The organism is Bacillus sp. 37MA (assembly GCF_000372765.1).
Lineage (GTDB): Bacteria > Bacillota > Bacilli > Bacillales > Domibacillaceae > Domibacillus > Domibacillus aminovorans.
Map to the genome: position 1 here is coordinate 25,965 of NZ_KB889753.1, position 17,968 is coordinate 43,932.

13 protein-coding genes and 1 pseudogene are annotated in these 17,968 nt (G+C 36.4%); 11 read left to right on the forward strand and 3 right to left on the reverse strand.

What is annotated here, in order from left to right; genetic code table 11:
* Positions 1-200: 200 nt before the first annotated feature.
* The gene (locus tag A3M5_RS0120790) at positions 201-1,511 is read right to left on the reverse strand and encodes a replication initiation protein (protein WP_018395702.1); all 1,311 of its coding nucleotides are present in this window, start codon (positions 1,509-1,511) and stop codon (positions 201-203) included.
* A gap of 679 nt (positions 1,512-2,190) precedes the next feature.
* Between A3M5_RS0120790 and A3M5_RS0120795 the strand changes: the two genes are divergently transcribed.
* The 3 genes from A3M5_RS0120795 (at position 2,191) to A3M5_RS25000 (ending at position 4,281) form a co-directional block, all read left to right on the forward strand.
* The gene (locus A3M5_RS0120795) at positions 2,191-2,520 is read left to right on the forward strand and encodes a hypothetical protein (RefSeq protein WP_018395703.1); all 330 of its coding nucleotides are present in this window, start codon (positions 2,191-2,193) and stop codon (positions 2,518-2,520) included.
* A gap of 311 nt (positions 2,521-2,831) precedes the next feature.
* On the forward strand, positions 2,832-3,989 hold the full coding sequence (locus A3M5_RS0120800) for a cation:proton antiporter (RefSeq protein WP_018395704.1): 1,158 nt from the start codon (positions 2,832-2,834) through the stop codon (positions 3,987-3,989).
* A gap of 115 nt (positions 3,990-4,104) precedes the next feature.
* Positions 4,105-4,281 (forward strand): aspartyl-phosphate phosphatase Spo0E family protein, encoded by a 177-nt coding sequence (locus tag A3M5_RS25000; RefSeq protein WP_018395705.1) that lies wholly within the window; start codon positions 4,105-4,107, stop codon positions 4,279-4,281.
* A gap of 247 nt (positions 4,282-4,528) precedes the next feature.
* On the opposite strand, the gene A3M5_RS0120810 is transcribed toward A3M5_RS25000, so the two are convergent.
* Complete coding sequence (locus A3M5_RS0120810; RefSeq protein WP_018395706.1) at positions 4,529-7,435, reverse strand: transporter substrate-binding protein; 2,907 nt, start codon at positions 7,433-7,435, stop codon at positions 4,529-4,531.
* A gap of 371 nt (positions 7,436-7,806) precedes the next feature.
* Here A3M5_RS0120810 and A3M5_RS0120815 point away from each other — a divergent pair, with 371 nt between their 5' ends.
* The 4 genes from A3M5_RS0120815 to A3M5_RS0120830 all read left to right on the forward strand — a co-directional run bounded on the left by A3M5_RS0120815 (position 7,807) and on the right by A3M5_RS0120830 (position 12,993).
* Positions 7,807-8,073 (forward strand): hypothetical protein, encoded by a 267-nt coding sequence (locus A3M5_RS0120815; RefSeq protein ID WP_018395707.1) that lies wholly within the window; start codon positions 7,807-7,809, stop codon positions 8,071-8,073.
* A gap of 179 nt (positions 8,074-8,252) precedes the next feature.
* Positions 8,253-9,530 (forward strand): Zn-dependent hydrolase, encoded by a 1,278-nt coding sequence (locus A3M5_RS0120820; protein ID WP_018395708.1) that lies wholly within the window; start codon positions 8,253-8,255, stop codon positions 9,528-9,530.
* 126 nt (positions 9,531-9,656) lie between these two features.
* Entirely contained in the window at positions 9,657-11,273 is a 1,617-nt protein-coding gene (locus tag A3M5_RS0120825; RefSeq protein WP_018395709.1) for an ABC transporter substrate-binding protein, read from the forward strand.
* 382 nt (positions 11,274-11,655) lie between these two features.
* Positions 11,656-12,993 carry a Zn-dependent hydrolase gene (locus A3M5_RS0120830; RefSeq protein WP_018395710.1) on the forward strand — a complete coding sequence of 446 codons (1,338 nt, stop codon included), beginning with the start codon at positions 11,656-11,658 and terminating at the stop codon, positions 12,991-12,993.
* Here A3M5_RS0120830 and A3M5_RS25870 read toward each other — a convergent pair.
* A complete protein-coding gene (locus A3M5_RS25870; RefSeq protein ID WP_196803599.1) occupies positions 12,959-13,333 on the reverse strand; it encodes a hypothetical protein in 375 nt (124 codons plus the stop codon). The two genes, A3M5_RS0120830 and A3M5_RS25870, sit on opposite strands and share 35 nt — an antisense overlap.
* 492 nt (positions 13,334-13,825) lie before the next feature.
* Here A3M5_RS25870 and A3M5_RS0120835 point away from each other — a divergent pair, with 492 nt between their 5' ends.
* From A3M5_RS0120835 to A3M5_RS24130, 4 genes and pseudogenes are all read left to right on the forward strand, one after another.
* Positions 13,826-15,271 carry a cytosine permease gene (locus tag A3M5_RS0120835; RefSeq protein WP_018395711.1) on the forward strand — a complete coding sequence of 482 codons (1,446 nt, stop codon included), beginning with the start codon at positions 13,826-13,828 and terminating at the stop codon, positions 15,269-15,271.
* A gap of 170 nt (positions 15,272-15,441) precedes the next feature.
* Positions 15,442-15,591, forward strand: coding sequence for a hypothetical protein (locus tag A3M5_RS25600; protein WP_018395713.1), 150 nt, complete (start codon positions 15,442-15,444; stop codon positions 15,589-15,591).
* 561 nt (positions 15,592-16,152) lie between these two features.
* Positions 16,153-17,619 carry a SulP family inorganic anion transporter gene (locus A3M5_RS0120855; RefSeq protein ID WP_018395715.1) on the forward strand — a complete coding sequence of 489 codons (1,467 nt, stop codon included), beginning with the start codon at positions 16,153-16,155 and terminating at the stop codon, positions 17,617-17,619.
* 28 nt (positions 17,620-17,647) lie between these two features.
* Positions 17,648-17,968 (forward strand): annotated as a pseudogene (locus tag A3M5_RS24130) (IS6 family transposase); the annotation flags it as partial.

Sequence of the window (17,968 nt, forward strand, 5' to 3'; positions counted from 1 at the left end):
TGACGATTATTGGATATACCATAATAATATCAAGATGCAATTTTAACTTCAAGCTATTATATTCATTACTCTTTAATGAACCTTTCTAATAATGTGGCAGCTTGCTGAACAGCTTTATTGTTCGGCCAAGTACCATGCTTTTTATTCATTCGTGTAGATCGTCAAACCAGATACAAAAAAAGAGTGCAGCCACTTATTGGCTAGACTCTTTTTCTTTCCTTCAAACTGGCTTGTAATTCAGCAACTTTTCTTTCAAATTCTGCTTGTTCTTCTGGCGTTTTAGATGGGGGTTTTTCATCTTCAAGCGCCCATGATGGCATACGTTCAACTCGGATTCCTCCACTTTCAAGCAATTCCTTAAAGTCAAATTCTCCACTTGAATTGTATCTCTCAACAGCTTTTTGAATTTGAGAAATAATAAATCCTGCCGGTGAGTTTATTTCGTCTGAGCGTTTTTGGAGATAAGTTTTCAAAGTTCCTAAATGGTAGGTTACAAGTCTTTGTTTATTCTCTACATCCTGCATTTCTTCAAGAGCTTTAGCAGCATTTTTATAAAACTCGATGTTAAAATCTCCAAAACTAGCATTTCTAATTAATTGTTCGTAAGTAGAAGGCTCTGTCGGCTGTTTTTCTTCTTTTGCTTGCATTGGCTTGTCAAAGATAGAAAATTCGATAGAATTAGTCTTTCTGCCCTTTTTAATCTCTTTAAATTCGACAACCATATCTGAAAACTCATTAATTTCTTTTAAAGCCGGTTCTAAAACTCTCTGTTTAAAGTGCGTATACCGTTCTAATTTAAATATCTTTACTTCTTTACCATCTACTTCTTCAATGCCTACAACCGGTACTCCTAGCATTTCTTTTAGATTCACGAGATCAAATTGCTTTGTTTTAACTTTGCGCCATTGTTGCAAGAGAAAATATAATCGCGCTGAATATTTACACTTAAAATCCATGAGTGTTCCCAAAGAAACTGATACAAAGTTGCTAGTCAAATTCGCAACAAACGGTAGTAAATTAGGTGATAACTGGATTTTAATGATGCCTTGACTGCCAACATACTGGCAGCGAATAATCCATTGTATATAATCAAAATCTTCGCAGCGAATAATCCATTGTGTATGATCAAAATCTTCTTCTTCACGTGAAGTAGCGTTTACATCACGAACATCAATTAACTTTTTCATAAAATTAGCACAGATTTTTTTAAGAGTACGATAAGATACTTCTTTAACTCCGGTAAGTTCTCCAAATTCTTTTATCGACATTTCATAAAGTGGCGCTTCATTTAAGTAATTAGTGATTTGCTTATTGCCATGCTTATCTAAAATGAAATTGCCTTTATCATCTTTTAAAAATTCTGGCGCTGGCAAATTACTAATAACCGTGTAAAGTATTCTTTGCTCTTGGCATGTTAGTGTTTGGTCAAAAGTCGCTTTAACAAGATTACGGTGCATAGTAACCTTAAAGTTTCTGTTGCATTTCAAGGTTTGGGTGTTCCTATTATCCATGATAAAATCCTCCGACATTGCAGTTAGTATTGTGTGTAGGTAAAGTATAAAAAAAAATTTTGTAAAATACAACACAACTTATAGATACTTGTGTCTTTTAACCACAATAATCAAAGACACTCATAATAAATAAGTGTGTCTTTTCACAGTATTTTTATGTCTTTTCACGGTACTTTTGTGTCTTTTCACAGTATTTTTGTGTCTTTTCAATTTTTTTTCACGGTATTTTTGTGTCTTTTCACGGTATTTTTGTGTCTTTTAAATCCTGAATCCCTTGTGGCGCTAGGCTTCATTCAATCTTACAACAAGGTATAACAAGATTTTGTTTATAACAAGATATATAACATTTATAACAGCAGGGTTACGCTTTTTTGTTTGACTAAATAAATTACATTTTTAAAACCAGTTAAAAACAAAGGTCGGTTACTTGAAAAAGTTGAAGTACCATTTCAGATTTTACGCAAAAAAAGGCAAGTGCATTATATACACTCGCTTAAAACTGCTTTACAAAAATCTGGTTCCTATGTTACTTCATAATTTTGAATAATAAAATCGAATATGGCATTTACAACTACGGTAACAAGATAAACAACAAACCCGATAAGTGGAAAACGGAATTAAGAGAAATAGGTGGTCAGTTAGTAAACGAGGTCTTAGAAAAAGTGAAGGAAGGATTATAATGAAGAAATTAAAGGATACTTTAAAAAGTAATGCTGAAATCAGTGAGCAAGTAAAGTTTAAAACGACTGAGGAAGATACAGCATCAAGACGTATCTTCCCAGAAGATCACAAGACACTTAAAAGGTTAGCGTTTGAAATGGATAAAACAATTATAGAAGTATTAAATGATGTATTAAAACATGCCCAATCGAAGAAATTTAGTGTAGATAGATATAACAAGTATGAAAGGTTTAGAAGTCCTATTAAAAATCATAAATCTGTACGGATACCAAATGAGATGAGCGATTTTGTAAAGGAACATTCAAAATGGGAGAGGGCAAGTTTATAGGTGCTCAATCGAGTACAGGTGTTGCAATTGCGGATATGTTACAGTTGACCAATGTTTGGGACAAATTGGTCAACTGTAACATATCTCTAAAAGAATAACAAAGTATAGATCCATATTTTTGAACGGAAGTTAGTAGTTTTATTATACTAACTAACCCTGATAGTAGTGATATTGTTCCGAGTGTTTAGAGTTACCGGAATCCGAATGGCGGTTTTTTAATTATTGGCATGATACTTGCATCTACTATGATTGAAAACATTTATAGAGGGTGAATGATTGGAGCAAATTATAAAATTCGAAAGGTGGCATATATGTTCATACTACAATTAGTCATTATTTTACTTGCAACAAAAATTGCCGGTCAATTAAGTATTCGATTAGGGCAACCGTCTGTGTTAGGTAAAATTATTATTGGTATTATTTTAGGGCCTGCACTGTTTGGATGGGTACATGATACAGAAATTGTCAGTGTTTTTAGTGAAATCGGTGTTTTACTTTTAATGTTTTTAGCTGGCTTAGAAACAAATTTGAAAGACTTAAATCAAAATAAAAAAGCAGCCATACTCGTTGCTGTTGGCGGTATCATTGCGCCTATTCTTTTAGGTTATATGGGGGCACAAATTTATGATTTATCAAATGCAGAATCAATTTTTATAGGTTTATTATTAGCCGCAACTTCGGTTAGTATCTCTGTTCAAACTTTAAGAGAGCTTGGCTGGTTGAATACGAAGGAAGGATCTGCATTATTAGGAGCCGCAGTATTAGATGATATTATTGTTGTCATTCTGGTTGCCATTGCAATGAGCTTCTTTGCAGGATCTGACACGAATCTTGCTTTGCTCATTGGAAAGAAAATTTTGTTCTTTGTCATTATTATTTTAGCTTCTAAATGGTTGGTACCTAAATTTATTGGAGTATTTTCAAAGTTCAAAGTAACCGAGACTATTTTAAGTGCAGGATTAATTATATGTTTTGGTTTTGCATATGTTGCAGAATCGCTTGGTGTTGCTGGGATTATAGGCACGTTTTTTGCAGGAATTGCAATTGCTCAAACTAAATTTAAGGAAGAAATCGAGCATAAAGTGGAACCTATTGCCAATGGACTTTTTGTTCCGTTCTTCTTCGTTAGTATTGGATTAGCTGTTTCGTTTGATGGAATCGGTAACCAAGTAGGATTTATTGTTATTTTTTCGGTGATCGCAATATTGTCGAAGTTTATTGGTTCAGGTATTGGTGCCCGGTTATCAGGATTTAATACAAAATCTTCAATGGGTATCGGCGCTGGGATGATTTCAAGGGGAGAGGTTGCCTTAATCTTAGCTGCAATGGGATTAGAGAGTGGTTTGTTGCCTGCTCAATATTACACTGCGATGATTATTGTTGTCATTTTGACCACACTTGTTACACCTCCGTTATTAAAAATGTTTTTTGGCACTCGATACGAACAAGTTGACAGGAGAATATCGTAAATTTTGTTATTGTATATCGTAATAAAGGCTGTAACTCCTTCGATGATGGAATAGTTTTTTAAATCTAATATGAAAATGGAATCAAAAGTAAGTTGTCTACCCGGGAGGAGACCTAATGAAAACCGTTGATCAATATAGTACATTATCAATTCAAATTGAGGATTTGAGGAAAGAAATGGTTTTTAATGGCATGCAATACGGTTTAACATCCCCAAAAGTTATTAAATTAAGCCAGGATCTAGATGTGCTTCTAAACAGAGTCTCTACATCAGAGAATCTAGATTGCATTTGAAACTTTTAGGAAAAGATATAGTTTTAAAAGATATGCATAATAAAGTATTAGGATATTGACTTCTAGTTATATAACCATAAATCTCCCTTTTTTAAATGTAGTCGATCCATTAAGCTAGTATAAGAATTCGTTGTAAAGAATATTAACCCTCGTAACTCTATTAAGAGTCTTCGAGGGTTTGGTTAACTTTAGGGAATTATCCTATAATTCAGGGTTTATTCCCTAAATCTATTTACATTTCTAATCTTCAATTTGGTGATATTATCCTTTTCGTAGTTTGAATGGAGTACTCCTTAAGTTTTCGATACAGGGTTGTACGGGAAATACCTATATAGTCGGCTGTTTTTGAAACGTTGCCATCAAATTTCATTAACATTTCAATATAAAATTGTCGCTCTTTTTCATTTTTTTCTTGTTTAATAGTCTGAATGTCACTAATGGAAGTATCAACTTCTACTAGAAAATCTTGGTCATTATATTTAGATGAAGATGTATGTTGGATAATCTCTTTAGGCAAATGTTCTGGTGATATAAACGGAGAATTTTCCGCAAGATAAAAAGCTCGTTCTATCACATTGTTTAGTTCTCGGATATTACCAGGCCAATTGTACTTTCTTAAAATATTCAAGGTTTCAATGGACAGCTTTTTTTCTATACTACCCGTCTCAGCACTGAGTTTTGTCAAATAATATCTACTCAATTCTACAATGTCTTCCCCTCTGTTACGCAGGGGCATTAATTCAATCGTAAACACATTTAAACGATAATAGAGATCACTTCGAAAAGAGCCTTTAAAAGCGATTTCCTGAAATAATTCTTTATTTGTTGCTGCGATAATACGAACATCCACTGGAATAGGTTTATGTCCTCCAACACGTACTATCTCATTCTCTTGTAATGCCCTTAATAAAGTTGCCTGAATTTCAAAAGGCATATCCCCTATTTCATCCAAAAAAAGTGTGCCGCCGTTTGCAATTTCAAATTTTCCTGGAGTTCCTCCTTTTTTAGCTCCTGTAAATGCACCGTCTACATATCCAAACAGTTCAGAATTGATGAGTTCTTTGGAAATAGAAGCGCAGTTTAAAGCAACAAAAGGTTTGTTTTTTCGAGAACTTTCGTTATGGATGGCCCGGGCAAATAACTCTTTTCCAGTCCCGCTTTCCCCAAGTACAAGAACATTCGCATTTGTTTTAGCAGCCGTTCGAGCGAGCTTAGCTGTATGAAGAAAAGCTTCATTTGAACCGACTAACATATTTGTGGTTAAGTCCTCTTTTTTGTCCAAATATAGACGTTTTTTTGGACTGGTGAGAGGTTTGAAATATATAAAGTGCATGGAATTTTTAAAGGATATTTTTATTTCATAGACCTCACCTTCAGCTTCACGCATGATAGTCCGAACGGTATCTTCCTGCTCTTCGTTAAGAGCTGTTAATATGGAGGTGACTAAATCCTGCTTACGTTTGAATAGCTCAACAGCTAGTTGATTTTGAAATTGAATTTTACCGTCTTTTATAACGATTAAACCGTTTGTTAGTTCTTCAGATATCCCATGAAGTACGCCGGATATTTTACAATGTTCATCTTCCATCTCCTCAATTTTGCCACTTAGATTGATAATGTTAGCAATGCTATTGAGCATAAGGTTAGCAGATTCTGCAGCTTCATCTGGAATGCATACACCTAATACACCTCTGCGATCACCAAGGTTCCCTATCATGGGGAAACCGGCAATAATCCAATTTTCTGTATTTGTATTGTCATTTTCCTGTGTTACTTCATATGAATTTTGCCTTTTTTGTAAGGCGAGACCAATTCCGCTTTTAGCTAACGGTCCATTGTGACAATTATCTCCAGTTACTAATTTTTTTAGAGGAAACTCAGATGAACTGTTGTTATTAAAAATTTCCAAAAGCATTCCACTTTCATCAAAATATCCAAAAGAGAAAGGTATTGCAGAGAGAGTTTTTTGCAATCTAGTGATAAGTGGCTTATGTTGTTTCATTTTACGTTTTAATGAATCATTATTTATTCGATCATTCCGATTAGATTCGAACTTTTGTTTTGGAAGTGGATGCTCAAAATATGGAAAGGGTTCAATTGGACGTACGGATTCCCATAAAATATCAAATCGACCGAACTCATTAGCTTTTCCAATTCGGGAGTTTAACCATAAATGTTGGCTGTTATTATCATATATTATTTTTCCTTGTGGAGCTTCAAGTGAAAGCCCAGACAAAGCATTACGAAGCGATTCAGTAGAAAAAGTATTGATTTTCTCTAAAGCTTTTGCTAATAAAAAAACACTATTATAAGTATTTTCCATGACAGAACTAACTGTGTCAGTACCAAAAGCTTGTTGGTATTCAGATACAAACTTTTTGTTTCTCTCATTGTCGATGGAACTAAAATAGGGAAAACAAGAGTAATGTTCAATCCCACTATATTTATTCATAGCCTCAATTTCTGTTTCAGCTATAAGTGTGCTAGCAATTGGATGATTGAATCCATTTTTTTCGTACTGCTGGTGAAAACTTATTCCGTCTTCCCCTGTTAAAGTAGAAAAGACAATATCCGGTTTTATTCTGCGAATATCATTTAAAGGTTTACTAAAGTTCTTGTCCCCTAATTGCATATAGTGTTCACCGTGGATAACTCCCTCATTAGCTTCAGCAAACATCCGAATATAGCGGTTCGTTTCTCGAGGGTTACTATGGTCAGAACCAAGTAAATAAAAAGATTTGCCGACATTTTGAATTAACCAAGGAACAAAATCTAATAGCTGCTGGTTCGGTAACGATCCACAATAAACAACATTTGGGTGTTGTTCCGATCCTTCGTAAAAGGTGGGATAGAACAGAAGGACATTGTGTTTTTCGATAACAGGGATCACTTTTTTTCTGCATCCAGTAGTATAAAGACCGATAATTGCTATTACTTCATCCGATACGATAAGCTTTTCAGCTTTCTGTGCAGCAATGAAAGGATCGGACCTAATATCCTCTACAATGGGTATTAGAATTTTCCCATTGATCCCTCCACGGTCGTTAATTTGTTGGATTGCCAATAAACATGCTTGATAAAGACCTCGCTCAGTAACACTTATTATACCGGTTAACGAAAATAGAATCCCAATTTTTAACTTATCTTGACTCATACAATTAGCTCCTTTCTATTACAAAACAAAAGTGTCCAATGTATGTTACAGTTGTTCAATTTTTAGGGAAAATTGAACAACTGTAACACGTCTCTAAGAGGATAACAGAGTATAGAATCATAATTTGAATGGAAGTTAGTAATTTTATTATACTAAATAATCTTAAAAATAGTGGTACCATTCCGAATATTTAGATTTATCTGAATCCAAATGGCGTTTTTTAAATTGTTGGCACGGTACTTGCATCTATTATGAATGAAAACATTTATTGGGGGTGAAGGAACTCTAAACAACAAGGGAGGGCATGAAGTATATAAAACTCAATTAGCTGGAAACCATTAAAATACTTTTTAAGAAAAGGGGATATGCCAATGAACAAAAGTGTGGAGTCTAATAAACAAGTTCTAAATCATGTCATTAATTTAGAACGTTGCATGGAAACATTCAAGGTCAGTAACAAAGTGGGTCAAACAGCTGAAACAGGTGTCCAAAGACTAGCATTAACAAAAGAAGATAAAATTATGCGAGATATATTTATTAATTGGTTAGAAAAAGAGGGATTTGATGTTCGATCGGATGATTTCGGTAACATTTGGCTAAATAACCCTGATAATAGTGATATTATTCGGAGTATTTAGATTTATCGGAACCCGAATGGCGGTTTTTTAATTATTGGCATGGTACTTGCATCTATTATTATGAATGAAAACATTTAGAGAGGGTGAATGAACTTTAAACAAAAAGTAAGAGGCGTGAAGTATGTAAAACTTGATTATTTGGAAATCATCATAATATTTTTAAAAAGGGGGATTTGACAATGAACAAAAGTGTGGAGTCTAATAAACAGGTTCTAAATCATGTTATTAATTTGGAACGTCTTATGGAAACATTCGAGGTCAGTAACAAAGTGGGTCAAATAGATGAAACAGGTGTCCGAAGATTAGCGTTAACAAAAGAAGATAAAATTATGCGGGATATGTTTACGATTTGGTTAGAAAAAGCAGGACTAGAAGTTCGAGTGGATGATTTCGGTAACATTTACGGCCGTAGAGAAGGGTTAAGAAATGATCTTGCACCGGTCATGACAGGATCACATCTGGATACTCAGCCATATGGCGGCAGATATGATGGTATACTGGGCGTCTTAAGTGGTTTAGAAGCCATTAGAGCCTTAAATGATAATAATGTAGAAACATTACGCCCAATTGAAGTGGTCGTTTGGACCAATGAAGAAGGAAATAGATTTGCTCCACCGACCCCATCAGGGTCGGGAGGGATGACTGACAATTTTACAAAAGAAGAAATCTATGAAAGCATCGATGCGGATGGACATACTTTTAGAGAAGAGTTAGAAAAAATAGGATACTTAGGGGACATGATAAATCGTCCAGAAGAAATTCATAGTTATGTAGAACTTCATATAGAACAAGCACCTGTATTGGACCGAGAAAACATATCTATTGGGATAGTAAACGGAGATAGAGGATTCAATATAATTGAAGTTACTGTAAAAGGGGAAACAGGCCACTCTTCCGGACCACCAATGGAAGTGAGAAAAGATGCTCTGCTTAAAGCATCTGAAGTTATTGTAACTATTCATGAAATCATAAAAGAACATAAGAGTGCAATGATCACTATAGGGAAAATGAATGTAGCCCCTGGGCACAATTCGCATATTCCTGACAATGTTAATTTTATTGTACAAATTGCACATGACGAAGAAATTGTTCTAAACCATATAATTGAAACGATCAAAGATACATCGACTGTTCTCGTTGAAAAGGATGGCTTGGAAATTGAATTGGATGTACGTGTAGCATTCCCAAGAGCTCATTTTTCTGAAAGAATAGTGAAAGAAATTGAAGCAGTAACGCAGGATTTTGGTTATTCAACTTTACACATGCTAAGTGGTGGCGGTCATGATGCAAATAATATAGCAAGTATTGCTCCGACTGCGATGATCTTTATACCTTGTAAAGACGGTATAAGCCATAATGTGAAGGAATTTGCCTCGGAAGAAGAAATTGAAAAAGGTGCGAATGTGTTATTAAATACAGTACTTAACCTTGCACAACAAGAAGACAACTTGGAATAAGAAGAGAAAAAGTGTCGGGTAGTGACAACTATGGACAGATGGGAGGCCTGAAAGTGTCAGGTACTCCCTGTTAATTAGAATAGGCCACTGATGCTCGCCCGATTAGCAAAGGAGGATGAGTACCGTATGGAATCAGTAATTACTAGAAACTTAAGTGATACAACAAAAGAAAGGAATGATGTCACTTTGACACAGGAGAAAGCAAAAAATGGGGGACATTTAAGAGTAGGTTTGGAATGGGAAGTGGATATCATAGACCCACCGTCTTCTTTTGGCGGATGGAATACCGGAAGAGTAGTTCAGCAAATTTTTGAGAGCCTGGTAGAAGATGATCTGGAAAATGAAACAGAACCCTATACGAAAATCATCCCTGCTCTAGCTGAAAATTACGAAGTATCTCAAGACGGTATAGAATATACGTTTTATCTTAGAAAGGGCGTCAAATTCCATGACGGCAGCCCTTTAACTGCAGATGTAGTAAAGTACAACCTTGAAAGAATTTGGAATAAGGATGCGCCACATTATTACCCGGTCGCCGCGGATTTAAACCAGACAGTAGCACAAGTTTTAAAAGAAATCGAAGTCGTTGATAGTCATACAGTAAAGTTGATATTGAAAGAACCCTTTGCTGAGTTTTTAAGATATATGACACAGGAGGATGGACCAGGTTCCATTGTGTATGTCAGCCCTGAAGCAATTGAAAAATACGGTAACGATGGAGTTGCTGATAAGGCTCCAGGGACGGGTCCCTTCAAGCTGAAAGAGCGATTTGAAACTGAATTCGGAAGTGCTGTTACCGTAGAAAAGAATCCTGACTATTGGGGTGGAACACCATACTTGGACACTATTACTTTCATGCCAATTCCGGATTCTAAGGACAGGGTTGCAGCTTTGGAAACGGGAAAAATTGATCTCGTATATGGGCCAGATTCTTTAAAGATTGAGGAACTCAGGGAAAAAGATTTTGTAGTCAAAGAAGGGCCAATTCCATATCTTTGGTATATTCCATTCAATACGCGAGAGAAACCATTTAGTGACGTAAGGGTGAGAAGAGCAGTTGCCCATGCGTTCGATCGTAAGGGATTATGCAAGGAAGTGTTTGACGGAAATATCAGCGCTGCATCAGGCTTATTTCCCCCAGCTAGTCCGTCATATGAATCAGATTTTCCTGAGTACTATCCATACGATCCTGAGAAGGCCATTGAACTTCTTACTGAGGCCGGTTATCCGAATGGATTTGAATTCAAGCTGATGACATGTAAAGAAGGATCCGGGCAACTAGTTCCTGTTGAAATTTGTGAATGGTTTAAGAAAGACTTGGCCAAAGTAGGCATACATTTGGAGATCCTTTACTCAGATGACTGGGTCTCTTACTGCAATGAATGGAGATTAGGTATACCAGAGAATGTCGGAGCCTCACAGATGAGTTGGGGTATGTCCTGTGATTACTGGTTGGAGTATATGACTCATTCGAAGAATATTTCACCAAAAGGCTTCAATGTTGGCTACTACAGCAATCCAGAGATCGACAGGCTGCTGGATTTAGCTCGTACTGAGATGAGAGACGAACGACGTATTGAACTATACCGGATTATTCACAGGCTAATGATGGAAGATTGTCCTTTCCTGCCTGTTGCGAATGTAAAAGCAGGGGCTGTTGTACACCATAAACGCGTCAAAAATTTTAAATACCCGCCACAGGTCTGGCACGATTTCAAAAGAGTGTGGATAGAATCCGTTTAGACATTGGTTTTTTTTATCGACGAGAAATCTAGCAGCATTCTGTATATAAACGGTTGGTTAAGCGCAGAATGCCTCGTGTTTCTTTACAAAATAAAAAAGTGTTCAATATATGTTACAGTTGACCAATTTTAGGGACAAAATGGACAACTGTAACACATCTCTAAAAGAATAACAAAGTATAAATTCACATTTTTGAACGGAAGTTAGTAGTTTTATTATGCTAAATAATCCTGATAATAGTGATAATATTCGGAATGTTTAGATTTATAGGAATCCAAATGGCGGTTTTTTAATTGTTGGCACGGTACTTGCATCTATTATTATGAATGAAAACGTTTACAGGGGGTGAACGAACTTAAACGAAAAGTAAGAGGCATGAAATATGGAAAGTTCAATTAGCTGGAAACCATCACTATATTTTTTAAGAAAAGGAGATTTGTCAATGAGCAAAAGTGTGGAGTCTAATAAACAGGTGATGAATCATGTTATTAATTTAGAACGTCTGATGGAAACATTCGAGGTTAGTAACAAAGTTGGTCAAATTGATGAAACAGGTGTCCGAAGATTAGCCTTAACAAAAGAAGATAAAATTATGCGGGATATGTTTACTATTTGGTTAGAAAAAGCAGGACTTGAAGTTCGAGTGGATGATTTCGGTAACATTTACGGTCGTAGAGAAGGGTTAAGAAATGATCTTGCACCTGTAATGACAGGATCACATCTAGATACCCAGCCATATGGTGGCAGATATGATGGTATACTTGGTGTCTTAAGTGGTTTAGAAGCCATTAGAGCCTTAAACGATAATAATATCGAAACATTACGCCCAATTGAAGTTGTCGTATGGACAAATGAAGAAGGAAATAGATTTGCTCCGCCGACCCCATCGGGATCGGGAGGGATGACTAACAATTTTTCAAAAGAAGAAATTTATGAAAGCGTTGACATGGATGGACATACTTTTAGAGAAGAGCTGGAGAAAATCGGATACTTAGGGGAACTGACAAACCGTCCAAAGGAGATTCATAGTTATGTAGAACTTCATATAGAACAAGCACCTGTCTTGGATCAGGAAAATATATCGATTGGGATCGTAAACGGAGACAGGGGATTCAATATAATTGAAGTTACTGTAAAAGGGGAAACAGGTCACTCTTCCGGCCCCCCAATGGAAGTGAGAAAAGATGCTCTGCTCAAAGCATCCGAAGTGATTGTAAATATTCATGAAATCATCAAAGAACATAAGAGTGCAATGATCACTATCGGGAAAATGAATGTAGCCCCTGGGCACAATTCGCATATTCCTGACAATGTTAATTTTATTGTACAAATTGCACATGACGAAGAACATGTTCTAAACCATATCATTGAAACAATCAAAGATACATCGACTGCTCTTGTTGAAAAGGATGGTTTGGAAATTGAATTGGATGTACGTGTGGCATTCCCAAGAGCTCATTTTTCCGAAAGAATAGTGAACGAAATTGAAGCAGTAACGCAGGATTTTGGTTATTCAACTTTAAATATGCTAAGTGGCGGCGGTCATGATGCAAATAATATAGCAAGCATTGCTCCGACTGCGATGATCTTTATCCCTTGTAAAGACGGTATAAGCCATAATGTGAAGGAATTTTCCTCGGAAGAAGAAATTGAAAAAGGGGCGAATGTGTTATTAAATACAGTTCTTAACCTTGCACAAAAAGAAGACAACTTGGAATAAGAAGAGAAAAGGTGTCAGGTAAAGCGCAAAGGTAAACTTTCGCTATGGGAGGATAACCAAAAATATCGTCATAACGATAATATAATGAGAACAAATATCCTAGGGTCCTAAAAACACCTTGAAACATATGGAAATGCAAACAATTTTTAAAAGGGCATACGTGCAGAATTTTGAATGTCGCGTTTTTAAAAACTAAAGCAGCGGCAGGGCAGATGGTCATTTTGAGCTGGTTCCAGTCGTCTTTTTGGCTTTCATACCAGGCGTCTATGTGTTGGCAGAGCATAATCCCGTGAATACGCATGTACCACATTATTGTAGAGCGATGTCGACCGGCTTCCATCGTTCTTCCCACGTTTGTTTGTCCCGTTCGCTTGAGGTGCGGCGTTTGTAGATGTCTTTCCACGCTTGGAAATCTCGTAGTGTTTTGGGAAACAAACGCAGGTTGTCGCTAGATTTCGTATGATAGGTTCAGCTGTATTTCACATCTGAACCTCCGGAAGACGGCGTGCAACGCCACTTCCGAAGGTTTTGGGGATTTGTCAAAGCCATTTGGTTTTCATGTAATTGATGTTGGAACAAATGGGATTGCCTCCGGGATAAAATCGAATATCCATAATTGTCTTAATATTCGATTTACTTGGTTGTTTAAATCGATGAAAGGCTCCTACCAGAGGTAGGAGGATTGCAAAATGGATGCGCCGAGGAATCTCTTGCCGCATCTGCCTCGGCGAATGCCGAGAGACTATTGAAAGTCGTGGCGGAAGATCTAAGAAGATGAGTAAAAAAACAATCGTATTGGAGAAAATCAATTAAATGGGGGTAGGTTACATTAATGAAAAATTTTAAAGCTTCCTCTGAACATGATCTTTATAATAGAGACTTAAAGCCTTTAGATGATAGCGAGAAACAAGTAAAGCCACTTGGGTATGGAGTAATATGGTTTGGTATAGCATTACAACTCGGAGCTTTTGTTAGTTATTCTCCCTTGGTTTACCAACTTACTATAGGTCAGTTTATGATAGCTATACTCCTTGGATCAGCAATACTGATATCGCTTAGCTTCATTGCTAAAGATATTGGCATAAAACATGGTTTGAGTTTTGCAGTTTCGGTTTCAGCTGCATTTGGATATCGTGGTGGCCAAATTGTCAATTTCATACGACTCATTCCAGCTATTTTCTTTACTACTATAAACACTTATATAGGAGCAGCTGCCTTAAATGAAATTTTCAAAATCGTATTTGGAGTAGATATGTTTGCTCTTAGCTTTGCTGTGAATGTAGCTCTTTTAATTTTGGTAACGGTTAAAAAAATGAAGGGGATCGAACTGTTTATGAAAATTATCACCCCTTTATTGGTTATTGTAGGTATATATTTATTTTGGGAAGTTCTCCATACTTACAATATATCTTTTTTTGAAATGTTCAGCATGGGAAATATACAAGGAGAAAATCCTTCCATAGGAACCTATATTATGGCTACCTCAGTGATAGTAGGTGCTTATGTTAATGTAGCATTGGGCATGAATGATTTATCTAAGGATAATAAAAATTATAGTGACAGTAATAAATGGTTTCAAGCCAACAAGAGATATATTTTCCCTATGATAATTGCTGTCGTACCGGCTTTTTTGTTTAATTCACTTTTAGGAAGTTTAGTTATAGTCGCCACTGGTGCTGACGGTGCTGATATTATATCTGCTATTTCGGTAATGGTTACAGAAAGGTCAATAGCTTTGGGAATATTACTAAATGTGTTTATTATAGTGGCGCAAGTTTCTACGAGTGTTGCTGCCAACATGTTACCTGGGGCATATGCTCTCTCAAGTTTTTTCCCGAAAAAAGTTAGTTATACTTCAGGGCTATATATATTTGCTTTGGCCGTGATTGTTTTTATTCCCTTGACCCTTGGAGATCAAATACAAACAATAATCGCTTTATTTAGCGCTACATTAGCTCCAGCATTAGCTATCATTGGAGTCGATTATTATATATTCAGAAAAAGGAATATAGACATTGATGCTCTTTTTAATTCTAGAGGGAAATACCGATACTCTAAAGGAATTAATATTGTAGCTGCAGCTGTTTTTATAATAACAACCTTGATTGGGTTCCTATTCTTTCAGGACCTAAGCCTTTATTTCACAGCACCCGTAGCAGCGGTTCTTTATTACATTGGCGGTAAGATATTCAATAAAAAATATCCATATATGGTAGAGTCTGATAGTGGTTACAAGGAAACTAATCCTGTGCCGATAAATAAAGAACATTCTAGCTAACAAGGATTTAAGGGATCGTCATGCTTTTCCCGGTTGTTTTCTTAGGGACATTTTGGAAACGCGCCAACAAGGAAGGGGCAATTATAGCTGTTACCATTGGAACAGTGGTTGCTATGTATTGTGAGATCGCTGAGCCGTGGTTTGTTGTTGAATACGGATAGAGAGGCGGTATGTATGGATTGTTGATTTCATTCGCGATTATGATTACGGCCGGATATCTAAAGCCTGTAGAAAAGCACGTGGATGGTCTTTGGAATGATATTGCGATAGCAAGAGGAAAAAGCCAGGGGCAAAAAACAAGAACCGATAAAACAGGATAAGATAGTGAGACAGCATGAGATGGGAATCCGATAAGATTTTAGAGAAATGACTAATGTTTTAAATACCTTGAGTGCAATATTATAGGCAACACTATTTGTGAAACCGCTTTCCTGTAACCTGATGATTCTGTGACTTAATTCGCAGAATCAGCAAGTTACGGGGACGGTTCGCAAGATGTTTGATAATCCAACTGTGGATAAATAAACTTTGCCAATAAATATACGAAGGGAATTACCAGCATGAGAGAAATTGATGGAAGAGATGATATTTGTTAAGGACGAGGATTGTGCGAAAGTGTTATTAAGTCCATTACTTAACCTTGCACAAAAGGAAGACAACTTGGAGTAAGAAGAGAAAAAGTACCGGGTAGTGACAACTATGAACAGCATAAAGAGCGGTTGACCTGATAAGACATTAAAGAAGTATTCCCCATCAATTAGTCGTTGAGGCGAATACTTCTTTTATATAGAAAAACGGCTCTATACTAAATGTGGTGGTTGATCCTATCAGATCAAGGGATAAAAAAGATATAAAAGTATGTAAAGTAAAGAGGTGCAGGTTTGGATTTATCTACAATAAAAAAAGAATGGCTTGGCAATAGCAATATAAAAAACAATGTTTTATCTGGAATGGTCGTAACCTTTGCCATTCTTCCAGAAGCAATTGCCTTTTCCATTATTGCTGGAGTAGATCCTATGGTTGGTCTATATACTGCTTTTTGTCTCACAGTAGTTATTGCCTTTGTAGGTGGCAGACCTGGAATGATATCTTCAGCTGCAGGTTCGACGGCATTGTTAATGACTACGCTTGTTGCTGACCATGGACTGGAATATTTATTAGCAGCTACAATATTAACCGGAATTATTCAATTACTTATGGGTGTACTAAAAGTAGCTAAGTTTATGAAATACATACCTCGTTCGGTGATGGCTGGTTTTGTCAATGCATTGGCAATCTTAATTTTTGCTGCACAGTTACCGCATTTCGCAGGTGAATCTTGGCCGATGTATGCACTGGTAGCAGGAACATTAGCAATTATTTATCTGCTTCCACGATTCTCTAAAGCAATCCCAGCTCCCTTAATTGCTATTCTCGTTATTTCACTTATTGCCGTATTTACTAGTGTGGACACTCGTACCGTGGGTGATATGGGTGAATTAACTCAGACATTACCTGTATTTTTATTTCCCGATATTCCGTTATCACTGGAGACACTTATGATTATTTTCCCTTATTCCTTAGCGCTTGCTATAGTGGGACTTTTAGAATCCTTTTTGACTGCTCAAATTGTTGACGATATGACGAATACGGACAGTAACAAAAATAGAGAAGCGAAAGGACAAGGGACTGCAAACATCATCGCCGGTTTTTTTGGCGGTATGGCGGGCTGTGCTTTAATTGGACAATCCGTTACTAATGTAAAATCGGGTGGTAGAGGTAGATTATCTACATTAACTGCCGGCGTCTTTACGATAGTTTTAATTGTGTTATTAAATGACCTGCTTGTTCAAATCCCAATGGCGGCTTTGGTTGGTTTGATGTTTATGATTTCCTTTAATACATTTGATTGGAGCTCTTTAAAATCACTTCATTTAATCTCAAAAACGGATGCAACGGTTATGATCGTTACTGTTTTTACAGTCGTTATTACGCATGACTTATCAAAAGGGGTACTAGTAGGGGTTATATTAAGTGCAATATTTTTCGTTGCAAAAGCTTCCAAAATACGGGTTACTTCTTTTGTAATAATGGAAGGAAAAAAGAAAATATACCATGTGGAAGGCCAATTGTTTTTCGCGTCTGTGTCTGACTTTGTGTCTGCTTTTCAGTTTAAACAAAATATTCATGAAGTTGATTTAGATTTAAGTGCAGCACAAATATGGGATGATTCAGCTGTAGGAGCTATTGATAAAATCGTTTTGAAATTTAATGAAAATGGTATTAAAGTTAACATTATTGGTTTAAATGAAAACAGTTCAACACTGATTAAAAAAGAGCTGTTTACGATAAAACAGATCGAAAATTAGTGAATCATTAATATGGGCTCTATACTAAGTGTGGTGGTACCTGCGGTACAACTTGAGCTTTCGTAATGTGATGGAGGTGATGGAAGAACGGGGCTTATCGATGGCTCATAACGATTATGCGTAGAATTCATCAATATAGCCCGGAATTAGATGAAAGAGTACGGCGTCATCTTCGACCAACAAATGACTCTTGGAGAGTCGACAAAACGTATATCAAAGTAAAAGGTCAATGGATATACTTATATCGTGCGGTGGACTCCAAAGGAAACACGATTGATTTTTGTCTTAGTAAAGCAAGAGACAAACAAGCTGCAAAGTGCTTCTTTAAGAAAGCTTTGCAGTCTTTTCA

Bases quoted from the DNA above. Each gene is read 5' to 3' on its own strand.
- A3M5_RS0120790 (WP_018395702.1), bottom strand. From the start codon at position 1,511: ATGGATAATAGGAACACCCAAACCTTGAAATGCAACAGAAACTTTAAG.
- A3M5_RS0120795 (WP_018395703.1), top strand. From the start codon at position 2,191: ATGAAGAAATTAAAGGATACTTTAAAAAGTAATGCTGAAATCAGTGAG.
- A3M5_RS0120800 (WP_018395704.1), top strand. From the start codon at position 2,832: ATGTTCATACTACAATTAGTCATTATTTTACTTGCAACAAAAATTGCC.
- A3M5_RS25000 (WP_018395705.1), top strand. From the start codon at position 4,105: ATGAAAACCGTTGATCAATATAGTACATTATCAATTCAAATTGAGGAT.
- A3M5_RS0120810 (WP_018395706.1), bottom strand. From the start codon at position 7,435: ATGAGTCAAGATAAGTTAAAAATTGGGATTCTATTTTCGTTAACCGGT.
- A3M5_RS0120815 (WP_018395707.1), top strand. From the start codon at position 7,807: ATGAACAAAAGTGTGGAGTCTAATAAACAAGTTCTAAATCATGTCATT.
- A3M5_RS0120820 (WP_018395708.1), top strand. From the start codon at position 8,253: ATGAACAAAAGTGTGGAGTCTAATAAACAGGTTCTAAATCATGTTATT.
- A3M5_RS0120825 (WP_018395709.1), top strand. From the start codon at position 9,657: ATGGAATCAGTAATTACTAGAAACTTAAGTGATACAACAAAAGAAAGG.
- A3M5_RS0120830 (WP_018395710.1), top strand. From the start codon at position 11,656: ATGGAAAGTTCAATTAGCTGGAAACCATCACTATATTTTTTAAGAAAA.
- A3M5_RS25870 (WP_196803599.1), bottom strand. From the start codon at position 13,333: ATGGAAGCCGGTCGACATCGCTCTACAATAATGTGGTACATGCGTATT.
- A3M5_RS0120835 (WP_018395711.1), top strand. From the start codon at position 13,826: ATGAAAAATTTTAAAGCTTCCTCTGAACATGATCTTTATAATAGAGAC.
- A3M5_RS25600 (WP_018395713.1), top strand. From the start codon at position 15,442: ATGTATGGATTGTTGATTTCATTCGCGATTATGATTACGGCCGGATAT.